Consider the following 25363-nt stretch of genomic DNA (forward strand, 5'->3'; position numbering starts at 1 on the left):
CCACCGAGATCATGAGTTTCTTTTTCATTTGCATTCCTCCTAATCCATCAGGTGATGCTGTTCAGTATTCTTTACTTTAAGCAATATATAAGCCATCAGTTATACCAAGAGAAAATTGACTGCCCGAGTCATTATGAAAGGTATTCCATCTCTAACGTATGTGTTTCCTCAGAAAAAGGGCTGCTGCATCGGCGGATCAGGCCGAACTCGGTTCGCCGGACTCCTTCCTCTGCCATAATGTCCTCGCCCAGCTTCTCAAAATCCATATACCCGTCGATGGTATCGATTAGCTCGTCATCAGCGCCAATGCGCCGAAGGACGGTTTGGCCATATTCATAGGTGTCCTCCGTGATACGCTCATAGTCGTCCAGATTCATGGCATATCGAAGAGCATCCTGCATGGTTTCCGGCTGCTCCACAGAAAGAACCGACAGGTATTTCATCAGCTCGCTGTCTTCAAGCTGCATCCCCTCGATTGCCCAAGCCAATTCGTTTGCATCTTCCACGCATACTCCCGTGGTGGGAATATACTCGTTCAAATTGGGAACAGCAAAAGAAACCTTGGTAATTGCGGCCTCTGCAAAACAATCGATCCCCAGCAACTTTTTTACTCGCTCCAATTCCTCCTTCAATGCCGGAAGCGATACACTCGCCTGCGCTTGGGAGGAGGAGAGGTCAAGCCGGATCTTTGCCGCCTTCTCTCTGACGGGTTCGGCATCCTGCTTGAGAAGCACATAGCCAGCATGGGTATACGCACCACCATGCTCGGCATAGTACTCCGCACCGATTTTCTTCGCGAAGTCCAGGTAGGGCCAGGCCGCTTCGGGGAACCTGGGATCGCCCTGAATCTGGCCGGCAACAGCGACATACCGGCCAAGCGTCACATCCGAATTGACATTAGGGATGAGAATGTAGTCCGATACCTGTTCCGCCACACGGATCATATCGTTCAGATCATTGATGCTGTTGCCATCCAAGGCGCCGGCATAGATGCTCCGTTCACGAGAGTCCATTTTGGCAATGATGCTCGAAAGCAGATTCAGCTGTGCAAGCTGCGTTCTGGAATCAGGGTCGAGTCCGCCGAGATATGACGGCAGGTTGGCAATCACACTTTTGATCTCAACGATCTCTGTTTTTCCTGTTCTGTTAGCTTGTTCAAGCTGGCTGTACGCTTCTGTCATAGCGCCATGAGATGCGGGCAAATTGAGCGGGACAATGACAGAACTCCCGCTGCGGCTCATAAAGAGTTGGATCATGTCATCCCTCCCATCTGAAAGTCCTGCTCCCGCTGATAGGACTCTGCCGGGTCGTCTGCCATCAGTTCCTCCAGACTTACTGTACCGACATAGGCGATGTAGCCGCGGTCGGTAAACACGCCCGACTGATAGCCCATGTGTTGCAGGCCATACCGCTCGTAGTCATAAAACTCGTCCAGATTGGGGTCATACTCAAAATGGCCGGATCTCTGAATCATGTATTTCCCATATTCCTCGGGGGTGTGGGCGCCGGGGGCGAATTCAAACAGATCCAGGTTTTCCGCCAAGCGGCGGATCTGGCTGGCGCATTCCGGTTTAGCCATACTTACTGCTGCTCCCAGCTTTCTGCGGTCGTCACACGAGAGTTTATCTGCGACCAGCGCCAGCTCATTGAGCTCGTAGATGTTGTCGCACCGGAAGTCCAGTGCTACATCCACTTCCTCCGGGAATGAACTGTCTGCCATAAAAAGGCGCATATCCTTTGGGTCAGCAATGCCGGAACGCTGCATGGCGCGCTCAATTTGTCCTTTTGAGGCAGGGAGATAGATCCAGGTCACATTCCTGCTGTTCTCCGGCTCCCACCGGGAGGATATCCCGACAACGGTCATATCGGCCTCATAGTGATAGCAGGGCAGGTGCTTCCCATCATAGAGCTGTGAAAGCTGCATGCCGTTGTCATAGACCACTCCGTAGCGGGTGATAGTCCCCTCATTGTCCTCAATCAACAGGACAGCGGTTTCCACTCCGTCCAGCTGTTCCAGTTCTTCCATGCTGGCACACCCGCCATGGATGTTCATGTAGTGATCACGGCCAACCTCTTTCAAATTTGTGAAGTCCGTGATCACCGTCGCCTGCTGGCAGCAGAAGGTCAGGTTGATGAGATCCTTCATGCTGGTGAGATGCAGTTTTTCAACCATCGCCTGAAATTGCGAAAACTCGCCCACAGTAAAGCTGTCCAGCCGCTTGGCCAGATAGTCCAGCTCGTCCAGGTTGACCTTGGTGCTCACCAGCCGATTCAGCACGGGCCATGCGCTGTCGAGGGAGTCCACCCGGCAGTCAGCTTCAGAGGCATCGCCGATCTCCAGTGCCTCCAACAGCGCAACGCAGTGGTCGTATTGATTTCTGGGAATGGGAAGAGGAATCGTCGCAACACCGTATTCCGGGTGGTCGGCGTTGCTCAGAACTGCTTCCATCATCACATTGCATCACCTTACTTTCCTTCAAAATTCAAAATCGCATCTCCGTACTTGGCCAGAAGCAGAGTGCAGACAATCAGGTGGAACGCCTCATCTGTGACCAATTCGGGGGATGCGAGATCGGCAAGAGTGATATTGTGGCTGCCGGTGGAGATGGCTTTGGCCGCCTGGTAAACACTGTACAGTTCCGGCTGGATGCCGGAAAGCTGGACGGACTGGAAGTCAAATCCGCGGGCATCAAACTTCCAGATCATCCTGCGCCAGATATCCTCATACGCCGTGAGGAGAAACAGCGCGGCCAGATTACGGCCTGACATTCGATAGTAGCGCTCGCGCCAGTGCTGCCAGCGCTCACGATGGCACTCATTCAGAAAAAAGCTGATGGAGCAGCAAGTGAAATTCCTCTCTAAGCGGGCCAGAAGCTGTACCCCCGCTTCAGGGAAGAAGCAATCCCTGACGAACTCATTGAGATTCAGTGTGCCGGCCGCGATCCGTTCATCCAGGCAAATGCACAGTTTCAGCGGACAAGGCTGATTGCGCCTGAAGTTTATACAGTATGGGCACTCCGTGTCCTCGCTGCTGTATTGGAAACCGGGAGAATACCGGCCGTGACCTCTGGCCTTGAAATTGGGCGGGGTCATCATCTGCTGTTCCAGCTGGCACAGCGGCGTATCTCGCATGAAATAGCGTGTCATAAGGTCATGTTCATCCCTTCCTGCTTGATTTCGCCATTGTCTTCTCTGATATCCGCATTCTCCTCCATGTCGTTCTTCTGACCGAGGACAAGGTATTCGCCCGGATAAAGTTCCATTTCGTAAAGCACGCTGCCATCACTGCTTCTGCGGTCAAGGACCTTGATGGTCGTGCCCTCAAATAAATAGTTGGATGCCTTTTCGAAATCAGAGCGGAATCCCTTCCCGTAATTACAGGTCGAATATTGATGAGTTGGCTGATCCTTGACCACGGAATAGTAAGCGTTGGTCTGAACCTCAGTCACCACCCGTACAAGCCCGACCAGGGCAGGGTGCTTGCTATGGCTGGTTGCCACCAACTCTGTCCCGGGGCGGATACAGCGTTTCAACTCAGCCAGATTTTTGATGCGCAGCGGCGCTTTTTGTTCGTTCTTTTGCTCCAATCTTCAATCCTCCTGTCTGGTTTGAGGCAATAAAAAAGCGCCGGAGTCTTATTTCCAAAACTCCGGCGCCTGAATATTACAAGATCGGTTCTTGGTTGTAGGGTTCCATGGGGTGCTGCTCCTGCTCTCTTATGCGCTCCAGAGTATCGGGAGCTGCAATGGCAATCTGCTCCTGAACACTCCGGATGCACTTTTCCTGCTCGGCAGTCAAGTCAAAACCAGCGTCCAAGGTGTCAGAGCAGCACCGGTAGATTTCAACAAGCTGCTCCTGATTGAAAATTTGCTGTTTGGAAATGAGGCCAGCGCGGATGGCGAAGTCCTGCTTGGCACCTACATAGTTTTCCTGAAAGTAATTGCCCTGGTTGAGACCTGTGCGGTCGAAGCTCCAGCCCCATGTGACGAATTGGACGCCAAGCCGGGTGGGATGGGCAGCCAGCACGGCTCCGTTGAAGTCAGCCAGCAGGCGGTAGTCACCGGTCAGGCTTTGGGCTTGCAGGGGCGGAGCCTGTTCCAGCAGCGTCATGTACTCACGCACGGTACAGGCCAGATCGGTGGCTCGCTCACAGGCTCGTTCCCGTTCCGGCGTCGCTACATCCTCCTGCCAGTAGCGAACGCCTCCGTCCGCTGTAATCCGGCAGAGGGGGAGACCATCCCACTCCACAGGAAGCAATTCGTCCTGCTCAGGCTGGGAGGTGAAACCCTCCCGCGTGAGCGCAATATGTAGTTCTTCAAAATACTGTTTTCGATCCAAGTTAATTTCCTCCTGTGCGTAATGCCCTTTGGGCTCTCATTTTGATTTTATCTGAAAAGAAAAAAGGCCGTCACCTTAAAAAAGTGACGGCCAAGATGTGTGGAATAGAAAAGTGGTTTGTACTACATTTTAGCACAAACCACTTTGTTCACAAAAATTTAACAAAATAATTTTCGAAGAAACAGAAATTTTTCCGTGTTGCTCACTCAAAATTGGGCGCAAAAGCCCTCAGTTTTAGTTCAAGTCCTCACCGCACGTGGAAGAGGTGGGAAGATATCTTTTTTTCGTGCAGTCAAAAATGGACGCGAAAAAACCCCGAAACCGTTGCGGCTTCGGGGTTTTCCGGTGCGATATCTTTTTTGGTCGCACAATGTGGTTGCGGGAGTAGGATTTGAACCTACGACCTCCGGGTTATGAGCCCGACGAGCTACCAAGCTGCTCTATCCCGCGATATGGTGCCGGAGACCGGGATCGAACCGGCACGGGATTTGAGTCCCACAGGATTTTAAGTCCCGGGCGTCTGCCAATTCCGCCACTCCGGCGTTCCAGTCTCGTGCACTTCCTGAGTGCTCAATTAGAATACCACACCCATCTGTGGATGTCAAGCTTTTTTTCCAACTTTTTTTCCGCCCCCCTTAGACACATTTTGAAACCGGAAACGCATATACTGGTCTGTACGTCCCATGGACGCCCGATTCCAGACCCAGAGAAAGGAGGAGCCCTCATGCCCGATCCCGATCCCCGCCCCGTTCCGCCTGCCGCCCCGCCCAGGGAGGATGTGGACGATCTCATCTTCCGTACCGAGCCCACCGGGCCGGACTGGCTGGTCAGCCAGCGCTGAATAAGGTACTCTTTTTGCGGATTATTCACAGTTTTACTTTACATCTCGCTGTTTCTTGTATATAATAGGAAAGCTAAACCATCATCAAATAGTGAGAGTGTGTATCATGCTTCAATTTGACGAATATAAGGTAAAACTGAATAACATCGTGCCCGACCTGGACGATCTGGACCAGGCCCTGGGGCTGGAGGCCGCCGCCCGTGAGGTGGAGATGCTCGAGTCGGAGAGCGCCTCCGACGGTTTCTGGAACAACCTGGAGAAGGCCCAGAAGGTCCAGCAGCGCATCTCTCAGCTCAAGAGCAAGCTGGAGGGCCAGGAGCGCCGCCGGAATGAGTGGTCCGACCTGATGACCCTGTGCGAGATGGGCAATGAGGAGGAGGACGACTCCCTCCTGCCCGAGCTGGAGGAGGGCTTTGCCAAGCTGGAGGCCGACATTGAGGAGGCCCGCCTCTCCTCCCTGCTCACCGGGGAGTATGACAACTCCAACGCCATCCTGACCATCCACGCCGGCGCCGGCGGCACCGAGGCCCAGGACTGGGCCCAGATGCTCTACCGGATGTACACCCGCTGGGCCGAGCGCCACGGCTATGCCTGCAAGACCATGGACTACCAGGACTGTGAGGAGGGCGGCATCAAGAGCGCCACCATCACCATCTCCGGCGAGAACGCCTATGGCCATCTGAAGAGTGAGCACGGCGTGCACCGTCTGGTGCGCGTCTCCCCCTTCGACGCCCAGGCCCGCCGTCAGACCTCCTTCTCCGCGGTGGAGGTCATGCCCGAGCTCCCGGACGACGTGGAGGTGGACATCCGTCCCGAGGACATCGAGATGCAGGTCTACCGCTCCTCCGGCGCGGGCGGCCAGCACGTCAACAAGACCTCCTCTGCCGTGCGCCTGATCCACAAGCCCACCGGCGTGGTGGTCTCCTGCCAGACCGAGCGCAGCCAGTTCCAGAACCGGGACAACTGTATGCGGATGCTCCGCTCCCGCCTGGTGCAGCTCAAGATGGAGGCCCATCTGGAAAAGATCTCCGACATCAAGGGCGTACAGCTCAAGATCGAGTGGGGCAGCCAGATCCGCTCCTACGTCTTCATGCCCTACCAGCTGGTGAAGGACAACCGCACCGCCTACGAGACCAGCAACATCAACGCGGTCATGGACGGCGACATCGACGGTTTCATCAACGCCTATCTGAAGGCCAGCGCCACCGGCAACTGGGCCACGAAATAAGCAGACAAATCCCCCCATCCCCGCTCCTCCTGGGAGCGTTCGGGATGGGGGGATTTCGTTTTTATTTCCTATCCGCGAATGGTCGGATCGAGCTCGTTCAGGATGACGCCGTCCCGCTCGATCCGCTCCGCCACGTCCCCATAGGACGCTCGGTCGGACCCGTACTCCTTCAGGACCTCCAACCGCACGCCGTCGTAGGCGTAGAGGATGCCCCCGTCGTAGATGAGGGCCACCTTTCCCGTGGCGTCCTCCGCCTGGCAGAAGCGGTCCAGTTCAGGGGCAAAAATTTCCCCAAACCCCTCGAAATCCACGTCGTCATAGTCGTATTCCCGAAGGAACGTGATGTGCCCCTCCTCATAGACGGGGCGGTAGTAGCAGTCCGCCAGGCGCAGCCCCTCCTCCGTGGTCAGATAGGTATAGATCCCGTTCTTCCGGAGGGTGTTCTCCGCTCCCTGGGCCCTTCCGGTGAGGAAACACCCCAGTGCGGCCGCACACAGGGCCAGGGCGATGTACGCCGTCCCATGAAGCCCTTGCCGAACATTCTCTGTCATAGTACATCCACCTTTCTTTATTTTTATAAGGATAGACGAAATATATTTCAACTGGTTCCATTTTTGCAGTAAAATTATATACTATGAAATTGGAAGCGCGAGGCAGGGGATTCGTATGGATGAAGGAAGCCCTCCCTATGGCGAAGAATCCTGAGGCATTTTACGCTGCGCCATAACCGGAAAAACAGCGTGTGGATTGCCCTGTTTGGGTACGCTCTCCCCCGCCGCGCAATGCGCGGCGGGGCTTTTTTCTGCCACCCGTTACAGCTTTGGGAAAAAGATAGAAAATTGTATTGGGGAGTGCTTGTATTCTCGTTACCAGTTTGTTACTATTAGAGATGTCGAAGGGTCCCGGTAAGATCCGGGGCACAATAAGACGAAAGGTGGAATGTCTGAAATGAAACAGAGCAAGAAGCTTCTTTCGCTGTCTCTGGCGGCAGCCATGACCATGGGTCTGGCCGCGCCCGCCATGGCCGCGGAAGAGACGGTCAAGCCTGAGGAGGGCAAGATCGTCATTCTCCACACCAACGATGTCCATTGCCAGATCGACCAGGCAAAGGGCGAGGACGGCGCAGTCACCAATCTGGGCTACGCCGGCGTGGCCGCCTACAAGGCGGAGATGGAGGCCCAGTACGGCGCCGAAAACGTCACTCTGGTGGACGCGGGCGACGCCATTCAGGGCGGCCCCATCGGCACCCTGTCCAAGGGTTCCTACATCGTGGACATCATGAACCAGGTGGGCTATGATCTGGCCATCCCCGGCAACCATGAGTTCGACTACGGTATGGAGAATTTCCTCACCCTGGCCAAGGACAAGGCCGAGTACTCCTATCTCTGCTGCAACTTTACCGACCTGAACGGCAAGGCCGTGCTGGACGCCTACAAGCTGGTGGATTACGGCGACGTGACCGTGGGCTATGTGGGCATCGACACTCCCGAGTCCTTCACCAAGTCCACTCCCACCTACTTCCAGAACGACAAGGGCGAGTACATCTACAGCTTCTCCCAGGGCAATGAGGGCAAGGACCTCTACGCCGCCGTGCAGAAGGCTGTGGACGACGCCACCAAGGCCGGCGCCGACTACGTGGTGGCCCTGGGCCACCTGGGCAACGAGGGCTCCACCGACGTGTGGACCTCCAAGTCCGTCATCGCCAACACCACCGGCATCGATGTGTTCATCGACGGCCACTCCCACGAGACCTATGACGAGACCGTCAAGAACAAGGACGGCGAGGAGGTCACCCTGGCCCAGACCGGCACCAAGCTGGCCAACCTGGGCAAGGTGGTCATCGACACCAAGACCGGCGACGTGACCACCGAGCTGGTCTCCGGCTATGACAAGCAGGACGCCGACACCGCCGCCTTCGTGGCCAAGGTGAACGACGAGTTCTCCGGCGTGCTCCAGAAGGTCGTGGCCAAGTCCGACGTGGCCCTCACCACCAAGGACCCCGCCACCGGCAACCGCGCCGTGCGCAACGCCGAGACCAACCTGGGCGACCTGTGCGCCGACGCCTACCGCGTGATGCTGGGCGCTGACGTGGCCTTCGTCAACGGCGGCGGCGTGCGCGCCGACATCGACGCGGGCGACATCACCTACGAGGACATCATCAATGTCCATCCCTTCGGCAACGAGGCCTGCCTGGTGGAGACCACCGGCCAGGACATCCTGGATGCTCTGGAGATGGGCGCCCGCCTGTATCCCGAGGAGAACGGCGGCTTCCTGCAGGTCTCCGGCCTGACCTACACCATCGATCCCTCCGTCCCCTCCGGCGTGGTCCTCAGCGATGAGGGCGAGTTCGTCAAGGTGGAGGGCGCCTACCGGGTCAACAACGTCATGGTGGGCGGCGAGCCTCTGGACGTGAACAAGACCTACACCCTGGCTTCCCACAACTACATGCTCAAGAGCGGCGGCGACGGCTTTGTGATGTTCAAGGACGACAAGCTGCTCAAGGACTCCGTCATGATCGACAACGCCGTGCTCATCAACTACATTGTGGACGAGCTGGGCGGCGTGGTGAGCGATGCCTACGCCGATCCCAAGGGCGACGGCCGCATCACCGTCAAGGAGGGCACTGCTGTGCAGCCCGCCCCCACCTTCACCGACGTGGCCGAGAATGCCTGGTACGCCCCCGCGGTCTCCTATGTGACCTCTGAGGGCATCATGAACGGCACCAGCAAGACCACCTTCGGTCCCACCGGCACCGTGACCCGCGGCATGGTCTATCAGACCCTGTACAACATGGCCGGCAAGCCCGCTGTGACTGAGCCCGCCACCTTCACCGACGTCTCCGGCAAGTGGTATGCGGACGCTGCCGCCTGGGCCGAGGACGAGGGCCTCACCACCGGCGTGAGCAAGGGCGTCTTTGGCGGCGAGCGGGCCATGACCCGCCAGGAGCTGGCCAAGGTCTTTGCCGACTACGCTGCCCAGAACTGCATCCTGCCCACCGAGAGCGCTGACCTGAGCACCTACTCCGACGCCGACGCCGTGGCCTCCTGGGCCAAGGAAGGCGTGGAGGACGCCGTGGCTCTGGGCATCCTCTCCGGCAACAAGGGCAAGCTCAATCCCACCGGCACCGCTCAGCGCGCCGAGCTGGCTCAGATCCTCAAGAGCTTTGACGCGCTGGAGCCCACCTACACCGAGACTGTGGTCTCCATCCCCGTGGCGGCTCAGGACGGCATCCCCGCCCATGACATCCCCGCCACCGTCACCATGCCCACCGCCGCCTCCAAGGACGCCAAGGTCCCCGGCGTGGTCATGCTCCACGGCACCGGCTCCAACCGTGAGGAGGCCGGCAACGGCTACGCCATGGCCGCTCCCGTGATGGCCACTCAGGGCATCGCCACCATCCGCATCGACTTCATGGGCAACGGCGAGTCCAAGGCTGACTATGTCAACTACAACAACACCTCCGCCGTGATCGACGCCAAGGCCGCCGCCGACTATCTGGCCGGTCTGGAGACCGTGGACGCCGCCAACCTGGGCGTCATGGGCTGGAGCCAGGGCGGCACCGATGCCCTGCTGGCCGCCGAGGCCCACCCCGACACCTTCAAGGCCGTGGTCACCTGGTCCGGCGCCCTCTACCTGGGCATGACCGAGGACGAGGACTTCCAGGCCGCCTACGAGACCGCCAAGAAGGACGGCTACTATGAGCAGACCTACGACTGGCGCGAGCCCCTGCACATCGGCGAGCGCTGGTACAAGGAGATCGCTGAGACCGACATGCTGAAGGTCACCGCCGGCATCAAGGCTCCCATCCTGGCCATCAACGGCAAGAACGACACCACGGTCACCCCCGACAACGCCGAGAAGATCGTGGAGGCCTCTGCCAACGATGCCAGCGAGGTGCTGCTGGTGGACAACTGCGACCACACCTACAATGTGTTCTCCGGTGACTTCACCGCTCTCTTCCAGACGGTGGACGCCACCATCGCCTTCTTCCAGGCTCAGCTCATCCCCGCCGCTGCGGACGCTGCCGCCTGATCCAACTGCATCTTACCCAGTCTGCGGGGCCGGCCGAAGGGCCGGCCCCCTTTTGTCCCCACTTGATTAACGGAAAGGTATGTGAATCAGCCATGAAAAAAACGCTCACCCTGGCCCTGACCGGCGCCCTGGTCCTCTCTCTGGCTGCCCCCGCTCTGGCAGCGGAACCGTCCGCCTTTACCGATGTGGCGGAAAACGCCTGGTATGCTGACGCGGTCTCCTATGTGACCGCCGAGGGCATCATGAGCGGCACGGGCAAGACCACCTTCTCCCCCGCCGCCACCGTGACCCGCGGCATGGTCATCCAGACCCTCTACAACCTGGCGGGCGCCCCCGCCGTGGACGCCAAGACCTCCTTCACCGACCTGGACGGCAAGTGGTACGGCACCGCCGCCGTCTGGGCCGAGCAGGAGGGCCTGGCCGCCGTCCCCGCCGACAAGACCTTTGCCGGGGACCGGACCATCACCCGGGCCGAGCTGGCCGTCCTGCTCTCCCGCTATGCCGCCCTCACCGGCGTCACCAGCGAGGAGGGGGGCATGGCCATGCGGGAGGCCCCCGACTATGACCAGATCCCATCCTGGGCGCTGGAGGGGATGAGCTTCTGCTACTACGCAGACAGCCTCAAGGGTGACAGCCGTGGGTACCTCAACCCCAACGGGGCCGCCCAGCGCGCCGAGCTGGCCCAGATCCTCATGCAGTTCTCCTCCCTCACCCAGACGGAGGCCCCCGATCCCATGTCGGGCGCCGTCCGGGAGATCGAGAAGTACGGCCATGCGGTGCTGGACATCTCCATCGCCGACTTTGAGAAGGCCGGCTTTGCTCTGGGGGACACGGTGGACGTGGTCTTTGACAACGGCTACACCCTCTCCGGTATCCCCTACTTCAACGGCTACTACGTGGACAAGGGAGAGGCCATGCTCCGGGCCTATCCCGGCGACACCTACCTGGCCGTGTGCATCAACTACGGCAAGCTCAACGAGACCGCGGGCGTGCAGGTGGGCAGCACCGCCACCATCTCCCTGGCCCAGAAGGGCGCCGAGAAGGACACCCAGGAGCTCAACTCCCTGGTCTACACCGATGAGCGCTCCGACTACTCCAGTGACGCCGTCTTTGCCAACTTCCGGGCCGTCACCGTGGGTGACATCGCCGAGGGTGCTCTCTACCGCTCGGCCAGCCCGGTGAACAACGAGCACGGCCGTGCCTCCTATGCCGACGCCCTCATCCAGAAGGCCGGGGTCAAGACCGTCCTCAATCTGGCCGACCACAAGGAGGACATCGACGGCTATCTGGCCGCGGAGGACTTCGCCTCTCCCTACTACAAGAGCCTCTATGAGGCGGGCAGTGTCATCCCCCTGGGCATGCCGGTGGACTACTCCTCCGAGAGCTTCGGCGCGGATCTGACCGCCGGACTGGCCAAGCTCTCCCAGCAGCCCGGCCCCTATCTGGTCCACTGCACCGAGGGCAAGGACCGGGCCGGCTTCACCTCCGCCCTGCTGGAGTGCCTGATGGGCGCCAGTCTGGACGAGGTGGTGGCCGACTACATGGTCTCCTATGAGAACTACTACGGCGTCACCCAGGCGGGCCAGCCGGAAAAATACCAGCTCATCGTGAAGAACAACATTCTGGATATGCTGCGCACCATCGCCGGTGTGGAGAAGGACGCCGATCTCTCCGGCGTGGATCTCCAGGCCGCCGCGGAGGACTACCTCACCGGCTTCGGTATGACGGCCGAGCAGCTCACCGCCCTCAAGACCAATCTCTCCACCCCCGCCTCCCACTGATGGAACCAAGATGTATGGAAATGAAAGGTATGTGAAACAGCCATGAAAAAGCCTCTTTCTCTGGCGCTGACCGGCGCCCTGGCACTCTCTCTGACCGCCCCCGCTCTGGCGGCTGAGGTTGCCTCCTTCACCGACGTGGCCGAAAACGCCTGGTACGCCGACGCAGTCTCCTATGTGACCGCCGAGGGCATCATGAGCGGCACCGGCAAGACCACCTTCTCCCCCGCCGGCACCGTCACCCGCGGCATGGTCTACCAGACCCTCTACAACCTGGCCGGCAAGCCCGCCGTGGCCGAGAAGGCCACCTTCACCGATGTCTCCGGCACCTGGTACGCCGACGCCGCCGCCTGGGCCGAGGACGAGGGCCTCACCACCGGCGTGAGCAAGGGCGTCTTTGGAGGCGAGCGCTCCATGACCCGCCAGGAGCTGGCCAAGGTCTTTGCCGACTACGCCGCCTCCAAGGGGGTCAATGCCGCCAATGCCGATCTGAGCACCTACGCCGACGCTGACGCCGTGGCCGCCTGGGCCAAGGACGGCGTGGAGCGGGCCGTGGCTCTGGGCATCCTCTCGGGCAGCCAGGGCAAGCTCAATCCCACCGGCACCGCCCAGCGCGCCGAGCTGGCCCAGATCCTCATGACCTTTGACGGCCTCACCGCCGAGACCCCCGCCGAGGACTACATCGCCGCCCACGCCGATGACTTCTTCCTCACCGGCAAGACCGAGTACGCCATCCAGGGCATGATGGTCTCCAAGGACACCTCCTTCCACAACGATCTGGAAAATGTGGACTACACCGCCACCGACGACGGGGTGAGCGTGGTCCTCAAGGGCACCGTGGGTGAGCAGTGGATCGCCAAGCTGGACAAGGTCCTCAAGACCTATACCAAGGCCGACGGCTCCGCCCTCACCGCCGAGGACTTCACCGGCAGCAAGGACACCTTCATCGACCTCAAGACCAAGGCCGAGCCCGACACCAACTTTGCCTGCTTCGTGCCCGCCGACGTGCGCCTCACCGTGAACACCGCCTGGGGCGATGTGCTCCACGTGAACGATCCCTCCTCCGAGCACGGCTACGGCGACTATCTGGTCTGCCCCAACAAGGACGGCAAGCCCGACTTCTCCGACGTGTGGGTGGTCAACGGCGCCGTGTTCGGCAGCACCTATGACGTGAGCCGCGGCCCCGTGGTGGGCCGTGTGGCCGCCGTGGAGAAGTACGGCAACCTGGACCTGGACATCAAGCCCGAGGCCCTCTACACCGCCGGCCTGGAGCTGGGCGACGTGCTGGACGTGACGGTCAACGGCGTGAGCCTGGCCATCCCCTTCTGCACCGCCTACAGCGACGTGAACACCGGTGAGACCGTGGTGCGCGACAACCAGGAGAGCGACCTGCTGGTGGTGGCCATCAACATGGGCAACTTCGCCGAGACCTATAACGTGGACGAGGGGGATGTGGTCTCCTTTGCCCTGGCCGAGAAGGCGGGTTACCTGGGCCAGTATCAGGCCCACCAGCTCCAGCGCACCAATGAGCGCAAGGACTATTCCTCCGACGAGGTCTTTGCCAACTTCCGCCCCGTGGTGATGGGTGACATCGCCGAGGGCGTGCTCTACCGCACCAGCAGCCCCGTGAACCCGGAGATCGGCCGTGCCTCCTATGCCGACGACCTCATCGAGAAGGCCGGCGTCCAGACCGTCATCAACCTGGCCGACGATGACGCGGCCATCCAGGGCTACTTTGCCGCCGAGGGCTTCGACTCCCCCTACTACAAGGGCCTCTATGAGGGCGGCCATGTGATCGCCCTGAACATGGGCGTGGACTACAAGTCCCAGGACTTCCAGTCCAAGCTCAAGAGCGGCCTGGAGTTCCTCATCGCCAACAAGGGCCCCTATGCCTTCCACTGCAACGAGGGCAAGGACCGTGCCGGCTTCACCGCCATCCTGCTGGAGTCCCTGATGGGCGCCACCCAGGAGGAGATCGTGGCCGACTACATGGTCTCCTATGAGAACTACTACCACGTGCAGAAGGGTTCCGAGCAGTACAAGCTCATCGCCCAGGTGGCCGAGGGCATGCTCCGGGATATGGCCGGTCTGGAGAAGGACGCCGACCTCTCCAAGGTGGACCTGTCCAAGGCCGCGGAGGACTACCTCCTGGGCATTGGCCTGACCGCGGACCAGATCACCGCCCTCAAGACCAACCTCTCCACCCCCGTCGCTCCGTAATTTCCTCGATAGCAAGGGCCGCCCCGCTTGTTGTGGGGCGGCCCTTTTCTCCCCTCAAAAATGGGGGTTCCCCTTTGGGGCAGTTTGTAGTATGATGGCATTGTAGCCAAAGTCCTTTTCGAATATTGTTTATTTTTCAGACAGATACTACAAACCGCAGGATAAGGAGGCTTATGCTATGGTCATCGGCGTGGTGAAAGAGATCAAGAACCGGGAATTTCGAGTGGGCCTGACCCCGGGCGCGGTCAGCTCCTTTACTCGGGCGGGGCACCGGGTGCTGGTGGAGCGGGGGGCCGGACTGGGGGCCGGCTTCTCCGACGAGGAATATGTGCAGGCCGGGGCCGAGCTGACCGACGGCGCCGCCCCGGTGTGGGCGCAGGCCGGGATGATGGTCAAGGTCAAGGAGCCCATCCCCAGCGAGTACGGCTATTTCCGTCCGGGCCAGATCCTCTTCACCTACCTCCACCTGGCGGCCGACCAGCCCCTCACCCAGGCCCTGCTGGACGCCCAGGTGAAGGCGGTGGCCTATGAGACCATCGTGGGCCGGGACGGCTCCCTTCCCTGTCTGGCGCCCATGAGCGAGATCGCCGGGCGGATGTCCATTCAGGAGGGGGCCAAGTATCTGGAAAAGACCTACGGCGGCCGGGGCGTCCTCCTCTCGGGCGTGCCCGGGGTGGAGCGGGGCAACGTGGTCATTCTGGGCGGCGGCACCGTGGGCGCCAACGCCTGCAAGATGGCGGTGGGCCTGGGGGCCAATGTGACGGTGCTGGACGTGAATCTGGCCCGCCTGGCCTACCTGGACGACATCTTCCCCCGGCAGATCACCACCCTCTTCAGTACGCCCGATAACATCCGCCGCTCCATCGCCCAGGCCGACCTGGTGGTGTGCGCGGTGCTCCTCCCCGGCCGGGCGGCCCCCAAGCTCATCCGCCGGGAGGATATGGCGGTGATGAAGCCGGGGGCGGTGCTGGTGGACGTGGCGGTGGACCAGGGCGGCTGTGCCGAGACCACCCACCCCACCACCCACGACGATCCCATCTTTACGGTGGACGGCGTGGTCCACTACTGTGTGGCCAACATCCCCGGAGCGGTGGCCCGCACCTCCACCCTGGCCCTGGTCAACGCCACCCTCCACTACGGTCTGGCCCTGGCGGAACGGGGCGTGGAGGAGGCCTGTCGGGCCGACGCCGGCCTTCTGGCGGGCGTGAACTGCTATGCCGGACGGTGTACCTGCCGGGGCGTGGCGGAGGCTCTGGAACTGCCCTACACCCCGCCGGAGACCCTGTTCTAAATTTTGGTCCCCCGCCTCTTTACCGAGGCGGGGGACTCTTTTGTTTTTCCTGCTCTTGCCAAGGGCAGTCCTTCATGCTAAAATGAACTCGTTCGTTTATCCCTTTCACCGCTTCCCCTCTCCGGGGCCGGTGCCGCTCCTATCCATCCCACGACCGAACCGAAAGGGGAAATCCGCCATGATGTACTACATTGAAAGTCCCAGCAACGACCCCCACTTCAACCTGGCTCTGGAACAGTATGTCTTTGACCAGCTGGACCAGACCCACGACTATTTCATGCTTTGGCAAAACGACAACGCCATCATTGTAGGCAAGCACCAGAACACCCTGGCGGAGATCAACGCCGCCTATGTGAAGGAGCACAATATCCACGTGGTCCGGCGGCTCTCGGGGGGCGGCGCGGTCTACCACGATATGGGCAACATCAATTTCACCTTTATTGCCGACACGGGGGACGCCTCCAAGTTTGACTTCTCCACCTTCTGCCGCCCGGTGGTGAAGGCCCTGCACAGCATCGGCGTCCCGGCGGAGATCAACGGCCGCAACGACATGACCCTGGACGGGAAGAAGTTCTCGGGCAACTCCCAGTACATGAAGCACGGCCGGGTCATGCACCACGGCACCCTCATGTTCCACTCCGATCTGGAGGTGGTGAGCCAAGCTCTGGCGGTCTCCAAGGACAAGATCGAGTCCAAGGGCCTCAAGTCGGTGCGCAGCCGGGTGACCAACATCAAGCCCTATGTGCAGGAGGACATCACCACCGCCGACTTCTTCCGCATCCTGCGGGAGTTCATGTTTGAGGAGTATCAGCTCCAGCCCTATGTCCTCACGGAGGAGGACCTGGCCGCGGTGCGGGAGCTCCAGCACCAGGTCTACGACCAGTGGGAGTGGAACTTCGGCCGCTCTCCCGCCTGCCAGATCCAGAAGGAGCGGCGGGTGGAGGGCTGCGGCAAACTGGAGATCCACATGGACGTGGCCCGGGGCGGGGACATCACCGCCCTCTCCTTCTACGGGGACTACTTCGGCAACGGGGACGGCCAGGAGCTGGCCGGACGGCTCATCGGGGTCCCCCTGGAGGAGTCGGCCCTCCGCGCCGCCCTGGAGGGTGTGGATATCGGCCACTACTTCAACGCTATGGATCTGGATACCTTCCTGTCCATTCTGCTCCAGTAAGCCCCACGGTCGGAGGATCATGCGCATCTCACACCGGAAGCCCGCGTGAAAAGGAGGCAGCGCCATGAAACACATTCGATCCATCCTGTGTCTCTTCCTGGTTCTCTTCGCTTTGGCTGCATGCAGCCTCTCAAAGAAAGACCCTCTGCACCTGGGGATCAACGCGGTCATCACCCAGATCGACGCCGCAAATGAGACCATTACTGTCCGGGACAGTGACGAAGGCGGACCTTTGGGAGAGGCCTGCTCCATCGACTGCTCGGAAATCTTCCTCATCTATTGCAACTATGAGACCGGCGATGTGAGGGACATCTCCTTTGCGGATTTACAAGTTGGGGACGATGTCCTTCTGAGTGTCCGAGAGTCGATCCTGGATGCCTTCCAGGCCGGTGACACCCTCCAGATCGAACAGCTGCAATTGGGCACCCAGAGACTCGAATGATGCGCAAGTTTCGGCAACAGAACGCAAACCTCCCCTGCCTATCGGGCAGGGGAGGTTAATCTGTGGGTAATGTGCATTTCTGCGCTTTGTCCGCAGCGCCTCGCAGAGTTCCGCCGTCCGCAGACGGCGGAAGAAGGTCCAAATCCGTTTTTTCGAGGACATGTGCCTCGAAAAAACACTTCTCAGCCCACAAGCGTGCGCGCTTTGCGCGTGCGACGCAGGGGGCTGCATCCCCTCTCAAAAATGCCTGCATTTTTGAGAAGCGTGTCGAAGTCTCTCGACACGCGAAAAATCCCCTGCCCGATGGGCAGGGGATTTTTTCAGCTCTCTTACACCAGCTGGACGATCGCCATCTCGGCGGCGTCGCCGCGGCGGGGGCCGATCTTCACGATACGGGTGTAACCGCCGTTACGCTCGGCGTACTTGGGGCCGATCTCGTCGAACAGCTTCTTGGCCACATCCTCCTTGGTGATGAAGGCGAGGGCCTGACGGTAGCTGGCCAGGTTGTTCTTCTTGGCCAGGGTCACCATCTTCTCAGCCAGAGGGGCCACTTCCTTGGCGCGGCTCAGGGTGGTCTTGATCTGACCGTTCTCCAGCAGGTAGGTGGTCATAGCGCGCAGCATAGCCATACGCTGATCAGTGGGACGGCCCAGTTTACGATGTCCGGACATATCAGTCAACTCCTATCGGTATTTCGCGCGGCGAAATCCAGTGTAAATTCGTCCTGAGGGACCCTTGGGTCCCGCCGGGAAGCGCCCCGCCGGAGCGGGGCATCACCATTGGCGTATCCGGGAGGGGACGTTACATGCCCCCGGACTGCTTCCCTGATCCGCCTGTTTGTCAGGCTGGAATCAGTTGTTCTCCTCGCTGGCCAGGGACAGACCCATCATGGCCAGCTTGTTGATGACCTCTTCCAGGGACTTGCGGCCCAGGTTGCGCACCTTCATCATCTCGTCCTCGGTCTTGGAGATCAAGTCCTCGACGGTGTTGATGTTGGCACGCTTGAGGCAGTTGAAGGAACGGACGGAGAGGTCCAGCTCCTCGATGGTCAGCTCCAGCACCTTGTCGCGCTGCGCCTCGCTCTTCTCCACCACGGTGGACTTGGAGCCCATCGTCTCAGAGAGATCGGTGAAGAGGACGAAGTGATCGCACAGGATGCGGGCGCCCAGGCTGACAGCGTCCCGCGCGGTGATGGTACCGTTGGTCCACACCTCCAGGGTCAGCTTGTCAAAGTCGGTCTGATCGCCCACACGGGTGGGCTCCACGGTGTAATTGACCTTACGCACCGGGGTATAGATGGAATCCACCGGGATCAGACCGATAACGGTCTGAGCAGGCTTATTCCGGTCGGCGGGCACATAGCCGCGGCCGTGGGAGAGCGTCAGCTCCATATTCAGGCTGGCGTCGGGACCCAGGGTCGCAATGTGGAGGTCGGGATTGAGGACCTCCACCTCGCCGTCGGCCTTGATATCCCCGGCGGTGACTTCGCACTCACCGCTGGCCTCGATGTAGACCGTCTTGACGCCTTCGCAGTGGAGCTTGGCGATGATGTTCTTCACGTTGAGAACGATCTCGGTCACATCTTCCTTGATGCCGGGGATGGTGGTGAATTCGTGCTGCACACCGGCGATCTTGATGGAGGTGACCGCCGTGCCAGGCAGAGAAGAGAGCAGGATGCGGCGCAGGGAGTTACCCAGCGTGGTGCCGTAACCGCGCTCCAGGGGCTCGACCACGTACTTGCCGTAGGAGCCGTCTCCCGGATTCTCTACACATTCAATGCGCGGCTTCTCGATTTCTACCATGTGTTACCCTCCTTTTCGCAGCGGCGGGCCGGGCAGCCCGCCGCCTGGTTTTACAGCTCACCAATAATCGAGGGTACGCGCTCTCTTACTTGGAGTACAGCTCGACGATCAGGTGCTCCTCGATGGGCAGATCCACGTCCTCGCGGACAGGCATCTTGGTGACGGTGCCCTTCAGGGAGTTCTTCTCGCGCTCCAGCCACTGGGGCAGCAGCACGGCGGGGGCGTCCTCGCCGGTCAGGCGCTTGAACTTCACAGAGGAACGGCTGGCCTCGCGGACCTCGATCACATCGCCGGCCTTCACCAGGAAGGAGGGGATGTCCACGCGCTGACCGTTGACGGTGAAGTGGCCGTGGCTCACCAGCTGACGGGCCTCACGGCGGGTCATGGCGAAGCCCAGACGGTAGACCACGTTGTCCAGGCGGCGCTCCACCAGGACGAGCAGGTTCTCACCGGTCTTGCCGGGCATACGAGCGGCCTTCTCATAGTAGGAGCGGAACTGCTTCTCCATGATGCCGTAAACGAACTTGACCTTCTGCTTCTCAGACAGCTGCAGAGCGTACTCGCTCTTCTTCTTTCTCATCTGGCCGCCGGGATTGCGGTTGCTCTCCTTCTTGGCGTAGCCCATAGCGGCAGGAGAAATGCCCAGCGCACGGCAGCGCTTGGCGATAGGCTGCATATTCTTTGCCATTTGTACTTCCTCCTTCTCTTACACGCGACGACGCTTGGGCGGACGGCAGCCGTTGTGGGGGATGGGAGTCACGTCCTTGATCAGGGTGACTTCCAGGCCCACGGCCTGCAGGGCGCGGATGGCAGCCTCACGGCCGGCGCCGGGGCCCTTCACGTAGACCTCGACGGTCTTCAGGCCGTGCTCCATGGCAGCCTTAGCGGCGGTCTCGGCAGCGGTCTGGGCGGCGAAGGGGGTGGACTTACGGGAACCGCGGAAGCCCAGGCCGCCGGAGGAGGCCCAGGACAGGGCGTTGCCGCCCATGTCGGTCACGGTAACCATGGTGTTGTTGAAAGAGGAGCGGATGTGCACCTGGCCCTTCTCAACGTTCTTCTTTTCGCGGCGCTTGCGCACCACTTTCTTGCCGTTCTTAGCAGCAGTAGCCATTGCTTATCCCTCCTTACTTCTTCTTGTTCGCGACGGTACGCTTGGGACCCTTGCGGGTACGGGCGTTGGTCTTGGAGCGCTGACCGCGGACGGGCAGGCCCTTGCGGTGACGCAGGCCACGGTAGCAGCCGATCTCGGTCAGGCGCTTGATGTCCATCGCCACATCGCGGCGGAGGTCGCCTTCCACAGTGTAGTTGTGCGCAATGCACTCGCGCAGCTTGGCCTCTTCCTCGTCGGTCAGGTCCTTCACGCGGGTGTCGGGGTTGATCCCGGTCTCAGCCAGGATCTTATTGGCGCTGGTGCGCCCGATGCCAAAGATATAAGTGAGGCCGATCTCGATCCGCTTATCCTTCGGCAGGTCAATGCCAGCAATACGTGCCATACTGTTTCAGCACCTCCTAATTAACCTTGTCTCTGCTTATGCTTGGGGTTTTCGCAAATAACCATGACTTTGCCCTTGCGCTTGATGACTTTGCACTTCTCGCACATGGGCTTCACGGACGGTCTAACTTTCATTTTAGTTACCTCCATCTGGTAGCCTGATGGCCCCGGCGGGGTGGGGGCAAGGCCCCTCGACTGCCGGTCGTTGTTCGGTACATGCGCGGACATGGGATCATGTCGCCGCGCGTTGTCACGCTATGGCGCCTGTTCGGGGCGCTTCGCGCTTCGTTGTTTTACTTGCTTCGCCAGGTGATTCTTCCCCGGGTCACGTCGTAGGGAGACATCTGGACCGTCACCTTGTCGCCGGGCAGGATGCGGATGAAGTTCATCCGCAGCTTACCGGAGATGTGGGCCAGAATGATGTGGCCGTTTCCGATGTCCACGCGGAACGTGGTGTTGGGAAGGGACTCAACCACGACGCCCTCCACTTCGATCATATCGTCTTTTGCCAAAGCGTCATACCCTCCTTGATACAGCTCGGAAAGCGGCCAGCGCCCTCCGGAGTGCTCTGTCGGAAACCGTCTCGCCCAGGTGCACGCGCTGGATGGTGGGATTGAGGAAGGCTCCCCGGTTCTCCACCGAAACATGGCCCAGCTTCTTGCGCTTGGGTTTTGCGATTTTCCGTCTTTTACCGTCGGCCAGAAGGAGGAAGGAATCCTCCATTCCGACCACACAAAAGAGCTCGCCCTTGTCGTGACCAGCGGTGGACCGCACGATCCAGCCGGTATAATCGTACATAAGGCTCACTCTCCAGGACAGGTGAGCACTTCCGGCTCCCCGTCAGTGATGAGAATGGTGTTCTCATAATGGGCGGCCAGGGAGCCGTCAACGGTGACGGTGGTCCACTTGTCCTTCAGGACCTTGACGCGCCAGTCTCCGGCGCAGACCATAGGTTCGACCGCAAGGGTCATGCCCGGCTGGAGCCGGGGGCCATGGCCGGCGGGACCGAAGTTGGGGACCTCCGGGGCCTCGTGGAGCTTCATGCCCACGCCGTGGCCCACAAAGTCCCGCACCACCGAGCAGCCGTTCGCTTCCACGAACTGCTGTACGGCGTGGGAAATGTCATAGACGCGGTTGCCGGCCTTGGCCATCTTGAAGCCCTCCCAGAAGCTCTGTTCGGTCACTTCAATGAGGCGCTTTGCCTCTTCGGAGATCTCTCCGCAGGCAAAGGTAGCCGCGCAGTCGCCGTGGAAGCCGTCGATGCAGGCCCCCACGTCCACGCTGACGATGTCGCCCTCCTGGAGCTTCCGGTGATCCGGAATACCGTGGATGACGACGTCGTTCACCGAGATACAGGCCGAACCGGGAAACCCGCCGTAGCCCAGAAACGAGGGCTTGGCGCCCTGGCTCTCGATGAACTTGCGCACCGCGGTGTCGATCTCCAGCGTGGTGACGCCGGGCCGCACCAGGGTGCCGGCCAATGCGCGGGCCTGGGCGGTAATCCGCCCGGCCCTGCGCATCCGCTCGATCTCACGGGGGGACTTGAGGGAAATCATTTCCATCCGAGTCACTTCCCCAACAGTTTCATAATGGCCTCGTTGGTGGCCTCGATGCCGCCCAGATCGGGAACGTTCTGGAGCAGGCCCTTGGCCTGATAGTAATCCTTCAGAGGCTCGGTCTCCTGATGATAGACCTCCAGACGGTGCTTGACCGTCTCAGGCTGATCGTCCTTCCGCTGCTCCAGCGCGCCGCCGCACTTGTCGCACACGCCCTCGGTCTTGGGGGGCGCGGCCACAATGTGGTAGGTGGCGCCGCAGCCGTGGCAGGTCCGGCGGCCGGTCATACGGGCCTCGATGACGCTGTCGGCGATCTCCAGGGAGAGCACCACGTCAAAGTGGATACCGGCCTTGTCCAGGGCCTCGGCCTGGGCGATGGTGCGGGGCACGCCGTCCAGGATGTAGCCATTGGCGCAGTCGGCCTCAGCCAGCCGCTCCTGGATGATGCCAATGATGACCTCATCGGGAACCAGCTTGCCGGCCTCCATATACTCCTTGGCCTTCAGGCCCACGGGCGTGCCGTTCTTCACGGCAGCGCGCAGGATGTTGCCGGTGGAGATGGTGGGAATGCCCAGCTTCTGGCTGATGATCTCAGCCTGGGTGCCTTTACCGGCGCCCGGGGCGCCCAACAGAATCAGCTTCATATCCGATACACCTCGATTATTCCAGGAAGCCCTTGTAATGCCGCATGAGCATCTGGGCCTCCATGGCCTTGGTGGTCTCCAGCGCGACGCCCACGACGATGATGACGGAGGTGCCGCCGATGGCCAGAGAGCTGTTGTTCACCAGCGCACCGGTCACGATGGGGGCGATGGCGATCACAGACAGGTAGATGGCGCCGAAGAAGGTGATCTTCCCCAGTACCTTCTGAATGAAATCAGCGGTAGGCTTGCCGGGCCGGAAGCCGGGCACGAAGCCGCCGTTCTTCTTCAGGTTGTTGGCCACTTCCACGGGGTTGAACTGCATGGTGGAGTAGAAGTAGCTGAAGCCGAGGATCAGCAGGAAATACACCACGATGTAGAACACGCTCGTGGTATCAAAGATCTGCAGGAAGGTATACCAGCCGGTGCCGGGGGTGCGGGAAGAGGGGACGAAGGCCCCGATGGTGGCAGGCAGGCTGGCGATGGCCTGGGCGAAGATGATGGGCATAACGCCGGTCATGTTCACCTTCAGGGGCAGATGGCTGGACTGGCCGCCGTACATCTTCCGGCCAACCACGCGCTTGGCGTACTGCACCGGGATGCGGCGCTCGGCATTCTGGATGAACACGATGAAGACCACCATGGCCAGCATACCGATCAGGATCGCCACGATGCCCACGGGATGGAGCCGGAAGGCTCCCTCGGTGGTGACACCGTTGGCCCAGTTCTGCACACCCACGATCATATAACGGATCATGGAGGGGCCGCGGGACAGGATGCCCGCAAACAGGATGATCGAGATACCGTTGCCGATGCCAAACTCGGTGATCTGCTCACCCAGCCACATGATGAAGGCGGAACCGGCGGTGAAGGACACGATGATCACGATGGCGGCCCACCAGCCGGGAACACCGGTGGTGTCCAGCACGCTCACGCCGCTGGAAGCGCCGGCCGTCTTGATCAGGGTGTAGTAGCCGAAGCCCTGCAGCACCGCGATGGCCACGGTGACATACCGGGTGATGGCGGCGATCTTCTTGCGGCCCTCCTCGCCGCCCTCCTTCTGGAGACGCTCCAGAGCGGGGATAGCGACGGTCAGCAGCTGCACGATAATGGAGCTGTTGATATAGGGCTGCACACCCAGGGCGAACACAGTCGCCTGGGAGAAGGCGGTGCCATTCATCGCGCCCAGCAGACCGAAGATGGTGCCGCTCATGGCGTTCATCTGATTGGCGAATACCTCTCCGTTCACGAAGGGAACGGGGACGGCAGAGCCCAGGCGGAAGACCAGCAGCGCGAAGATCACAAAGAGGAGCTTCTTACGCAGATCCGGGATCTTCCAGGCATTGCGTACGGTTTCGATCACTTAGATCACCTCGTACTTTCCGCCCGCCGCGACGATCTTCTCCTTCGCGGAAGCGGAGAACGCGGAGGCACGGACGGTGAGCTTCTTGGTCAGGGTCCCGTTGCCCAGGATCTTGACGCCGTGCTCACACTTGGAGAGGATACCCTTCTCCAGCAGGTCGCAGACATTGACGGTAGCGCCGTCCTCAAACTTGTTGAGAGCGGAGACGTTGATGGCCTCCAGGCGCTCGGCAAAGATGTTGTTGAAGCCGCGCTTGGGCAGACGGCGGGTCAGAGGCATCTGGCCGCCTTCGAAGCCGACGCGGACGCCGCCGCCAGAGCGAGCCCACTGGCCCTTCTGACCACGGCCGGCGGTGGTGCCGTTACCGGAACCCTTGCCGCGGCCCTTGCGGAAAGCCTTCTTCACAGAGCCGGGCGCGGGAGAAAGTTCATGCAGTTTCATATCGCGCACCTCCTTACTTTTCCTCGGTGACCTGGAGCAGGTAACCGATCTGAGCGATCTTGCCGCGGGTAGCGACATTGTCGGGCTGTACGGTGGTGTCGCCGATCTTACGCAGACCCAGAGCCTCGGCAGTCGCCTTATGCTTGGCGATGCGGCCGTTCAGGCTCTTGACCAGCTTGATGTTCATGTTAGCCATTGTGATCGGCCCTCCTTAACCTACGATCTCGCTGACGCTCTTGCCGCGGACGCGGGCCACTTCCTCGGGGCTGCGAAGAGCCTTCAGGCCCTCGAAGGTAGCGGAAACCACGTTCTGCGGGTTGTTGGAGCGCAGGCACTTGGCGCGGATGTCGTGGATGCCGGCGGCCTCCATGACAGCGCGGACGGGACCGCCGGCGATGATACCGGTACCGGGGGCAGCGGGCTTCAGGAGCACGCGGCCGGCGCCGAACTCGCCGATGACCTCGTGGGGAATGGTGGTGCCGGACAGGCTCACCGTGCACATGTTCTTCTTGGCATCCTCAATGCCCTTGCGGATAGCCTCGGGCACCTCAGCGGCCTTGCCCAGGCCGAAGCCCACGCGGCCCTTCTCGTCGCCCACGACCATGAGAGCGGCGAACTTGAAGATGCGACCGCCCTTGACGGTCTTGGAAACGCGGTTCAGAGAAACGAGCTTCTCGGTGAACTCGCTGGGTTCTCTTTCAAATCTAGCCATGTTCGTTATCTC

Annotated in this window: 27 protein-coding genes and 2 tRNA genes; 7 read left to right on the forward strand and 22 right to left on the reverse strand. The window is 60.6% G+C overall.

Annotated elements, in window-relative coordinates:
• Positions 1-131: 131 nt before the first annotated feature.
• The 7 genes from GPK94_RS02465 to GPK94_RS02495 all read right to left on the reverse strand — a co-directional run bounded on the left by GPK94_RS02465 (position 132) and on the right by GPK94_RS02495 (position 4880).
• Positions 132-1256, reverse strand: coding sequence for an antirestriction protein ArdA (locus GPK94_RS02465; protein WP_215654284.1), 1125 nt, complete (start codon positions 1254-1256; stop codon positions 132-134).
• Positions 1253-2452, reverse strand: a complete 1200-nt coding sequence (locus tag GPK94_RS02470) for an antirestriction protein ArdA (protein WP_148337113.1) — start codon at positions 2450-2452, stop codon at positions 1253-1255. Before GPK94_RS02470 ends, GPK94_RS02465 begins: the two co-directional genes overlap by 4 nt.
• 14 nt (positions 2453-2466) lie before the next feature.
• On the reverse strand, positions 2467-3147 hold the full coding sequence (locus GPK94_RS02475; protein ID WP_215654286.1) for a hypothetical protein: 681 nt from the start codon (positions 3145-3147) through the stop codon (positions 2467-2469).
• Positions 3144-3587 carry a hypothetical protein gene (locus tag GPK94_RS02480; RefSeq protein ID WP_101691697.1) on the reverse strand — a complete coding sequence of 148 codons (444 nt, stop codon included), beginning with the start codon at positions 3585-3587 and terminating at the stop codon, positions 3144-3146. The genes GPK94_RS02475 and GPK94_RS02480 overlap by 4 nt, the downstream gene beginning before the upstream one ends.
• A 76-nt stretch (positions 3588-3663) precedes the next feature.
• Positions 3664-4338, reverse strand: coding sequence for a hypothetical protein (locus GPK94_RS02485; protein ID WP_195306642.1), 675 nt, complete (start codon positions 4336-4338; stop codon positions 3664-3666).
• 373 nt (positions 4339-4711) lie between these two features.
• Positions 4712-4788, reverse strand: a tRNA-Met gene (locus GPK94_RS02490).
• 3 nt (positions 4789-4791) lie between these two features.
• A tRNA-Leu gene (locus GPK94_RS02495) sits at positions 4792-4880 on the reverse strand.
• Between the two features lie 405 nt (positions 4881-5285).
• Between GPK94_RS02495 and prfB the strand changes: the two genes are divergently transcribed.
• Positions 5286-6407 (forward strand): peptide chain release factor 2, encoded by a 1122-nt coding sequence (gene prfB, locus GPK94_RS02500; RefSeq protein ID WP_195279364.1) that lies wholly within the window; start codon positions 5286-5288, stop codon positions 6405-6407.
• 68 nt (positions 6408-6475) lie between these two features.
• Here the strand turns inward: prfB and GPK94_RS02505 are convergent, their stop codons facing one another.
• The gene (locus GPK94_RS02505; RefSeq protein WP_215654288.1) at positions 6476-6958 is read right to left on the reverse strand and encodes a hypothetical protein; all 483 of its coding nucleotides are present in this window, start codon (positions 6956-6958) and stop codon (positions 6476-6478) included.
• A gap of 397 nt (positions 6959-7355) precedes the next feature.
• Here GPK94_RS02505 and GPK94_RS02510 point away from each other — a divergent pair, with 397 nt between their 5' ends.
• The 6 genes from GPK94_RS02510 to GPK94_RS02535 all read left to right on the forward strand — a co-directional run bounded on the left by GPK94_RS02510 (position 7356) and on the right by GPK94_RS02535 (position 17344).
• Positions 7356-10439 carry an alpha/beta fold hydrolase gene (locus GPK94_RS02510; protein ID WP_215654290.1) on the forward strand — a complete coding sequence of 1028 codons (3084 nt, stop codon included), beginning with the start codon at positions 7356-7358 and terminating at the stop codon, positions 10437-10439.
• A 92-nt stretch (positions 10440-10531) separates the two neighbouring features.
• A complete protein-coding gene (locus tag GPK94_RS02515) occupies positions 10532-12220 on the forward strand; it encodes an S-layer homology domain-containing protein (protein WP_215654292.1) in 1689 nt (562 codons plus the stop codon).
• Positions 12221-12262: 42 nt separating this feature from the next.
• Positions 12263-14437, forward strand: a complete 2175-nt coding sequence (locus GPK94_RS02520; protein ID WP_215654294.1) for an S-layer homology domain-containing protein — start codon at positions 12263-12265, stop codon at positions 14435-14437.
• Between the two features lie 178 nt (positions 14438-14615).
• Positions 14616-15728: an alanine dehydrogenase gene (gene ald / locus GPK94_RS02525; RefSeq protein ID WP_215654296.1), complete on the forward strand. Its 1113-nt coding sequence runs from the start codon at positions 14616-14618 to the stop codon at positions 15726-15728.
• A gap of 178 nt (positions 15729-15906) precedes the next feature.
• Positions 15907-16902, forward strand: coding sequence for a lipoate--protein ligase (locus tag GPK94_RS02530; protein ID WP_346727976.1), 996 nt, complete (start codon positions 15907-15909; stop codon positions 16900-16902).
• A gap of 64 nt (positions 16903-16966) precedes the next feature.
• A complete protein-coding gene (locus tag GPK94_RS02535; RefSeq protein ID WP_215654298.1) occupies positions 16967-17344 on the forward strand; it encodes a hypothetical protein in 378 nt (125 codons plus the stop codon).
• Between the two features lie 329 nt (positions 17345-17673).
• On the opposite strand, the gene rplQ is transcribed toward GPK94_RS02535, so the two are convergent.
• The 14 genes from rplQ to rpsE form a co-directional block, all read right to left on the reverse strand.
• The gene (rplQ, locus tag GPK94_RS02540) at positions 17674-18015 is read right to left on the reverse strand and encodes a 50S ribosomal protein L17 (protein WP_101691686.1); all 342 of its coding nucleotides are present in this window, start codon (positions 18013-18015) and stop codon (positions 17674-17676) included.
• Between the two features lie 180 nt (positions 18016-18195).
• The gene (locus tag GPK94_RS02545; RefSeq protein WP_101691685.1) at positions 18196-19146 is read right to left on the reverse strand and encodes a DNA-directed RNA polymerase subunit alpha; all 951 of its coding nucleotides are present in this window, start codon (positions 19144-19146) and stop codon (positions 18196-18198) included.
• Between the two features lie 85 nt (positions 19147-19231).
• Positions 19232-19834: a 30S ribosomal protein S4 gene (gene rpsD, locus GPK94_RS02550; RefSeq protein WP_101691684.1), complete on the reverse strand. Its 603-nt coding sequence runs from the start codon at positions 19832-19834 to the stop codon at positions 19232-19234.
• An 18-nt stretch (positions 19835-19852) separates the two neighbouring features.
• Positions 19853-20257: a 30S ribosomal protein S11 gene (rpsK, locus tag GPK94_RS02555; RefSeq protein WP_101691683.1), complete on the reverse strand. Its 405-nt coding sequence runs from the start codon at positions 20255-20257 to the stop codon at positions 19853-19855.
• A 13-nt stretch (positions 20258-20270) separates the two neighbouring features.
• Positions 20271-20639, reverse strand: a complete 369-nt coding sequence (gene rpsM, locus GPK94_RS02560) for a 30S ribosomal protein S13 (RefSeq protein ID WP_101691682.1) — start codon at positions 20637-20639, stop codon at positions 20271-20273.
• A 20-nt stretch (positions 20640-20659) separates the two neighbouring features.
• Positions 20660-20773 carry a 50S ribosomal protein L36 gene (gene rpmJ, locus GPK94_RS02565; protein WP_008982609.1) on the reverse strand — a complete coding sequence of 38 codons (114 nt, stop codon included), beginning with the start codon at positions 20771-20773 and terminating at the stop codon, positions 20660-20662.
• Positions 20774-20931: 158 nt separating this feature from the next.
• Positions 20932-21150, reverse strand: a complete 219-nt coding sequence (infA, locus tag GPK94_RS02570; protein WP_087259922.1) for a translation initiation factor IF-1 — start codon at positions 21148-21150, stop codon at positions 20932-20934.
• 4 nt (positions 21151-21154) lie between these two features.
• On the reverse strand, positions 21155-21436 hold the full coding sequence (locus GPK94_RS02575; RefSeq protein ID WP_101691681.1) for a KOW domain-containing RNA-binding protein: 282 nt from the start codon (positions 21434-21436) through the stop codon (positions 21155-21157).
• Between the two features lie 5 nt (positions 21437-21441).
• The gene (gene map, locus GPK94_RS02580) at positions 21442-22194 is read right to left on the reverse strand and encodes a type I methionyl aminopeptidase (protein WP_101692045.1); all 753 of its coding nucleotides are present in this window, start codon (positions 22192-22194) and stop codon (positions 21442-21444) included.
• 11 nt (positions 22195-22205) lie between these two features.
• Complete coding sequence (locus tag GPK94_RS02585; RefSeq protein WP_101691680.1) at positions 22206-22838, reverse strand: adenylate kinase; 633 nt, start codon at positions 22836-22838, stop codon at positions 22206-22208.
• A gap of 16 nt (positions 22839-22854) precedes the next feature.
• The gene (secY, locus tag GPK94_RS02590; protein WP_215654300.1) at positions 22855-24198 is read right to left on the reverse strand and encodes a preprotein translocase subunit SecY; all 1344 of its coding nucleotides are present in this window, start codon (positions 24196-24198) and stop codon (positions 22855-22857) included.
• Positions 24199-24639, reverse strand: coding sequence for a 50S ribosomal protein L15 (rplO, locus tag GPK94_RS02595; RefSeq protein WP_101691678.1), 441 nt, complete (start codon positions 24637-24639; stop codon positions 24199-24201).
• Between the two features lie 13 nt (positions 24640-24652).
• On the reverse strand, positions 24653-24835 hold the full coding sequence (gene rpmD, locus GPK94_RS02600; RefSeq protein WP_101691677.1) for a 50S ribosomal protein L30: 183 nt from the start codon (positions 24833-24835) through the stop codon (positions 24653-24655).
• Positions 24836-24850: 15 nt separating this feature from the next.
• Entirely contained in the window at positions 24851-25351 is a 501-nt protein-coding gene (gene rpsE / locus GPK94_RS02605) for a 30S ribosomal protein S5 (protein WP_101691676.1), read from the reverse strand.
• Positions 25352-25363 lie beyond the last annotated feature (12 nt).

Origin of the sequence: Pseudoflavonifractor sp. MCC625 (assembly GCF_018784545.1) — a bacterium.
GTDB classification, from domain to species: domain Bacteria; phylum Bacillota; class Clostridia; order Oscillospirales; family Oscillospiraceae; genus Pseudoflavonifractor_A; species Pseudoflavonifractor_A gallinarum.

Excerpts from the sequence above, each read along its gene's own strand:
- GPK94_RS02465 (WP_215654284.1), bottom strand. The coding sequence starts at position 1,256 with ATGATCCAACTCTTTATGAGCCGCAGCGGGAGTTCTGTCATTGTCCCG.
- GPK94_RS02470 (WP_148337113.1), bottom strand. The coding sequence starts at position 2,452 with ATGATGGAAGCAGTTCTGAGCAACGCCGACCACCCGGAATACGGTGTT.
- GPK94_RS02475 (WP_215654286.1), bottom strand. The coding sequence starts at position 3,147 with ATGACACGCTATTTCATGCGAGATACGCCGCTGTGCCAGCTGGAACAG.
- prfB (WP_195279364.1), top strand. The coding sequence starts at position 5,286 with ATGCTTCAATTTGACGAATATAAGGTAAAACTGAATAACATCGTGCCC.
- GPK94_RS02505 (WP_215654288.1), bottom strand. The coding sequence starts at position 6,958 with ATGACAGAGAATGTTCGGCAAGGGCTTCATGGGACGGCGTACATCGCC.
- GPK94_RS02510 (WP_215654290.1), top strand. The coding sequence starts at position 7,356 with ATGAAACAGAGCAAGAAGCTTCTTTCGCTGTCTCTGGCGGCAGCCATG.
- GPK94_RS02515 (WP_215654292.1), top strand. The coding sequence starts at position 10,532 with ATGAAAAAAACGCTCACCCTGGCCCTGACCGGCGCCCTGGTCCTCTCT.
- GPK94_RS02520 (WP_215654294.1), top strand. The coding sequence starts at position 12,263 with ATGAAAAAGCCTCTTTCTCTGGCGCTGACCGGCGCCCTGGCACTCTCT.
- ald (WP_215654296.1), top strand. The coding sequence starts at position 14,616 with ATGGTCATCGGCGTGGTGAAAGAGATCAAGAACCGGGAATTTCGAGTG.
- GPK94_RS02530 (WP_346727976.1), top strand. The coding sequence starts at position 15,907 with ATGATGTACTACATTGAAAGTCCCAGCAACGACCCCCACTTCAACCTG.
- GPK94_RS02535 (WP_215654298.1), top strand. The coding sequence starts at position 16,967 with ATGAAACACATTCGATCCATCCTGTGTCTCTTCCTGGTTCTCTTCGCT.
- rplQ (WP_101691686.1), bottom strand. The coding sequence starts at position 18,015 with ATGTCCGGACATCGTAAACTGGGCCGTCCCACTGATCAGCGTATGGCT.
- GPK94_RS02545 (WP_101691685.1), bottom strand. The coding sequence starts at position 19,146 with ATGGTAGAAATCGAGAAGCCGCGCATTGAATGTGTAGAGAATCCGGGA.
- rpsD (WP_101691684.1), bottom strand. The coding sequence starts at position 19,834 with ATGGCAAAGAATATGCAGCCTATCGCCAAGCGCTGCCGTGCGCTGGGC.
- rpsK (WP_101691683.1), bottom strand. The coding sequence starts at position 20,257 with ATGGCTACTGCTGCTAAGAACGGCAAGAAAGTGGTGCGCAAGCGCCGC.
- rpsM (WP_101691682.1), bottom strand. The coding sequence starts at position 20,639 with ATGGCACGTATTGCTGGCATTGACCTGCCGAAGGATAAGCGGATCGAG.
- rpmJ (WP_008982609.1), bottom strand. The coding sequence starts at position 20,773 with ATGAAAGTTAGACCGTCCGTGAAGCCCATGTGCGAGAAGTGCAAAGTC.
- GPK94_RS02575 (WP_101691681.1), bottom strand. The coding sequence starts at position 21,436 with ATGTACGATTATACCGGCTGGATCGTGCGGTCCACCGCTGGTCACGAC.
- map (WP_101692045.1), bottom strand. The coding sequence starts at position 22,194 with ATGATTTCCCTCAAGTCCCCCCGTGAGATCGAGCGGATGCGCAGGGCC.
- GPK94_RS02585 (WP_101691680.1), bottom strand. The coding sequence starts at position 22,838 with ATGAAGCTGATTCTGTTGGGCGCCCCGGGCGCCGGTAAAGGCACCCAG.
- rplO (WP_101691678.1), bottom strand. The coding sequence starts at position 24,639 with ATGAAACTGCATGAACTTTCTCCCGCGCCCGGCTCTGTGAAGAAGGCT.
- rpmD (WP_101691677.1), bottom strand. The coding sequence starts at position 24,835 with ATGGCTAACATGAACATCAAGCTGGTCAAGAGCCTGAACGGCCGCATC.
- rpsE (WP_101691676.1), bottom strand. The coding sequence starts at position 25,351 with ATGGCTAGATTTGAAAGAGAACCCAGCGAGTTCACCGAGAAGCTCGTT.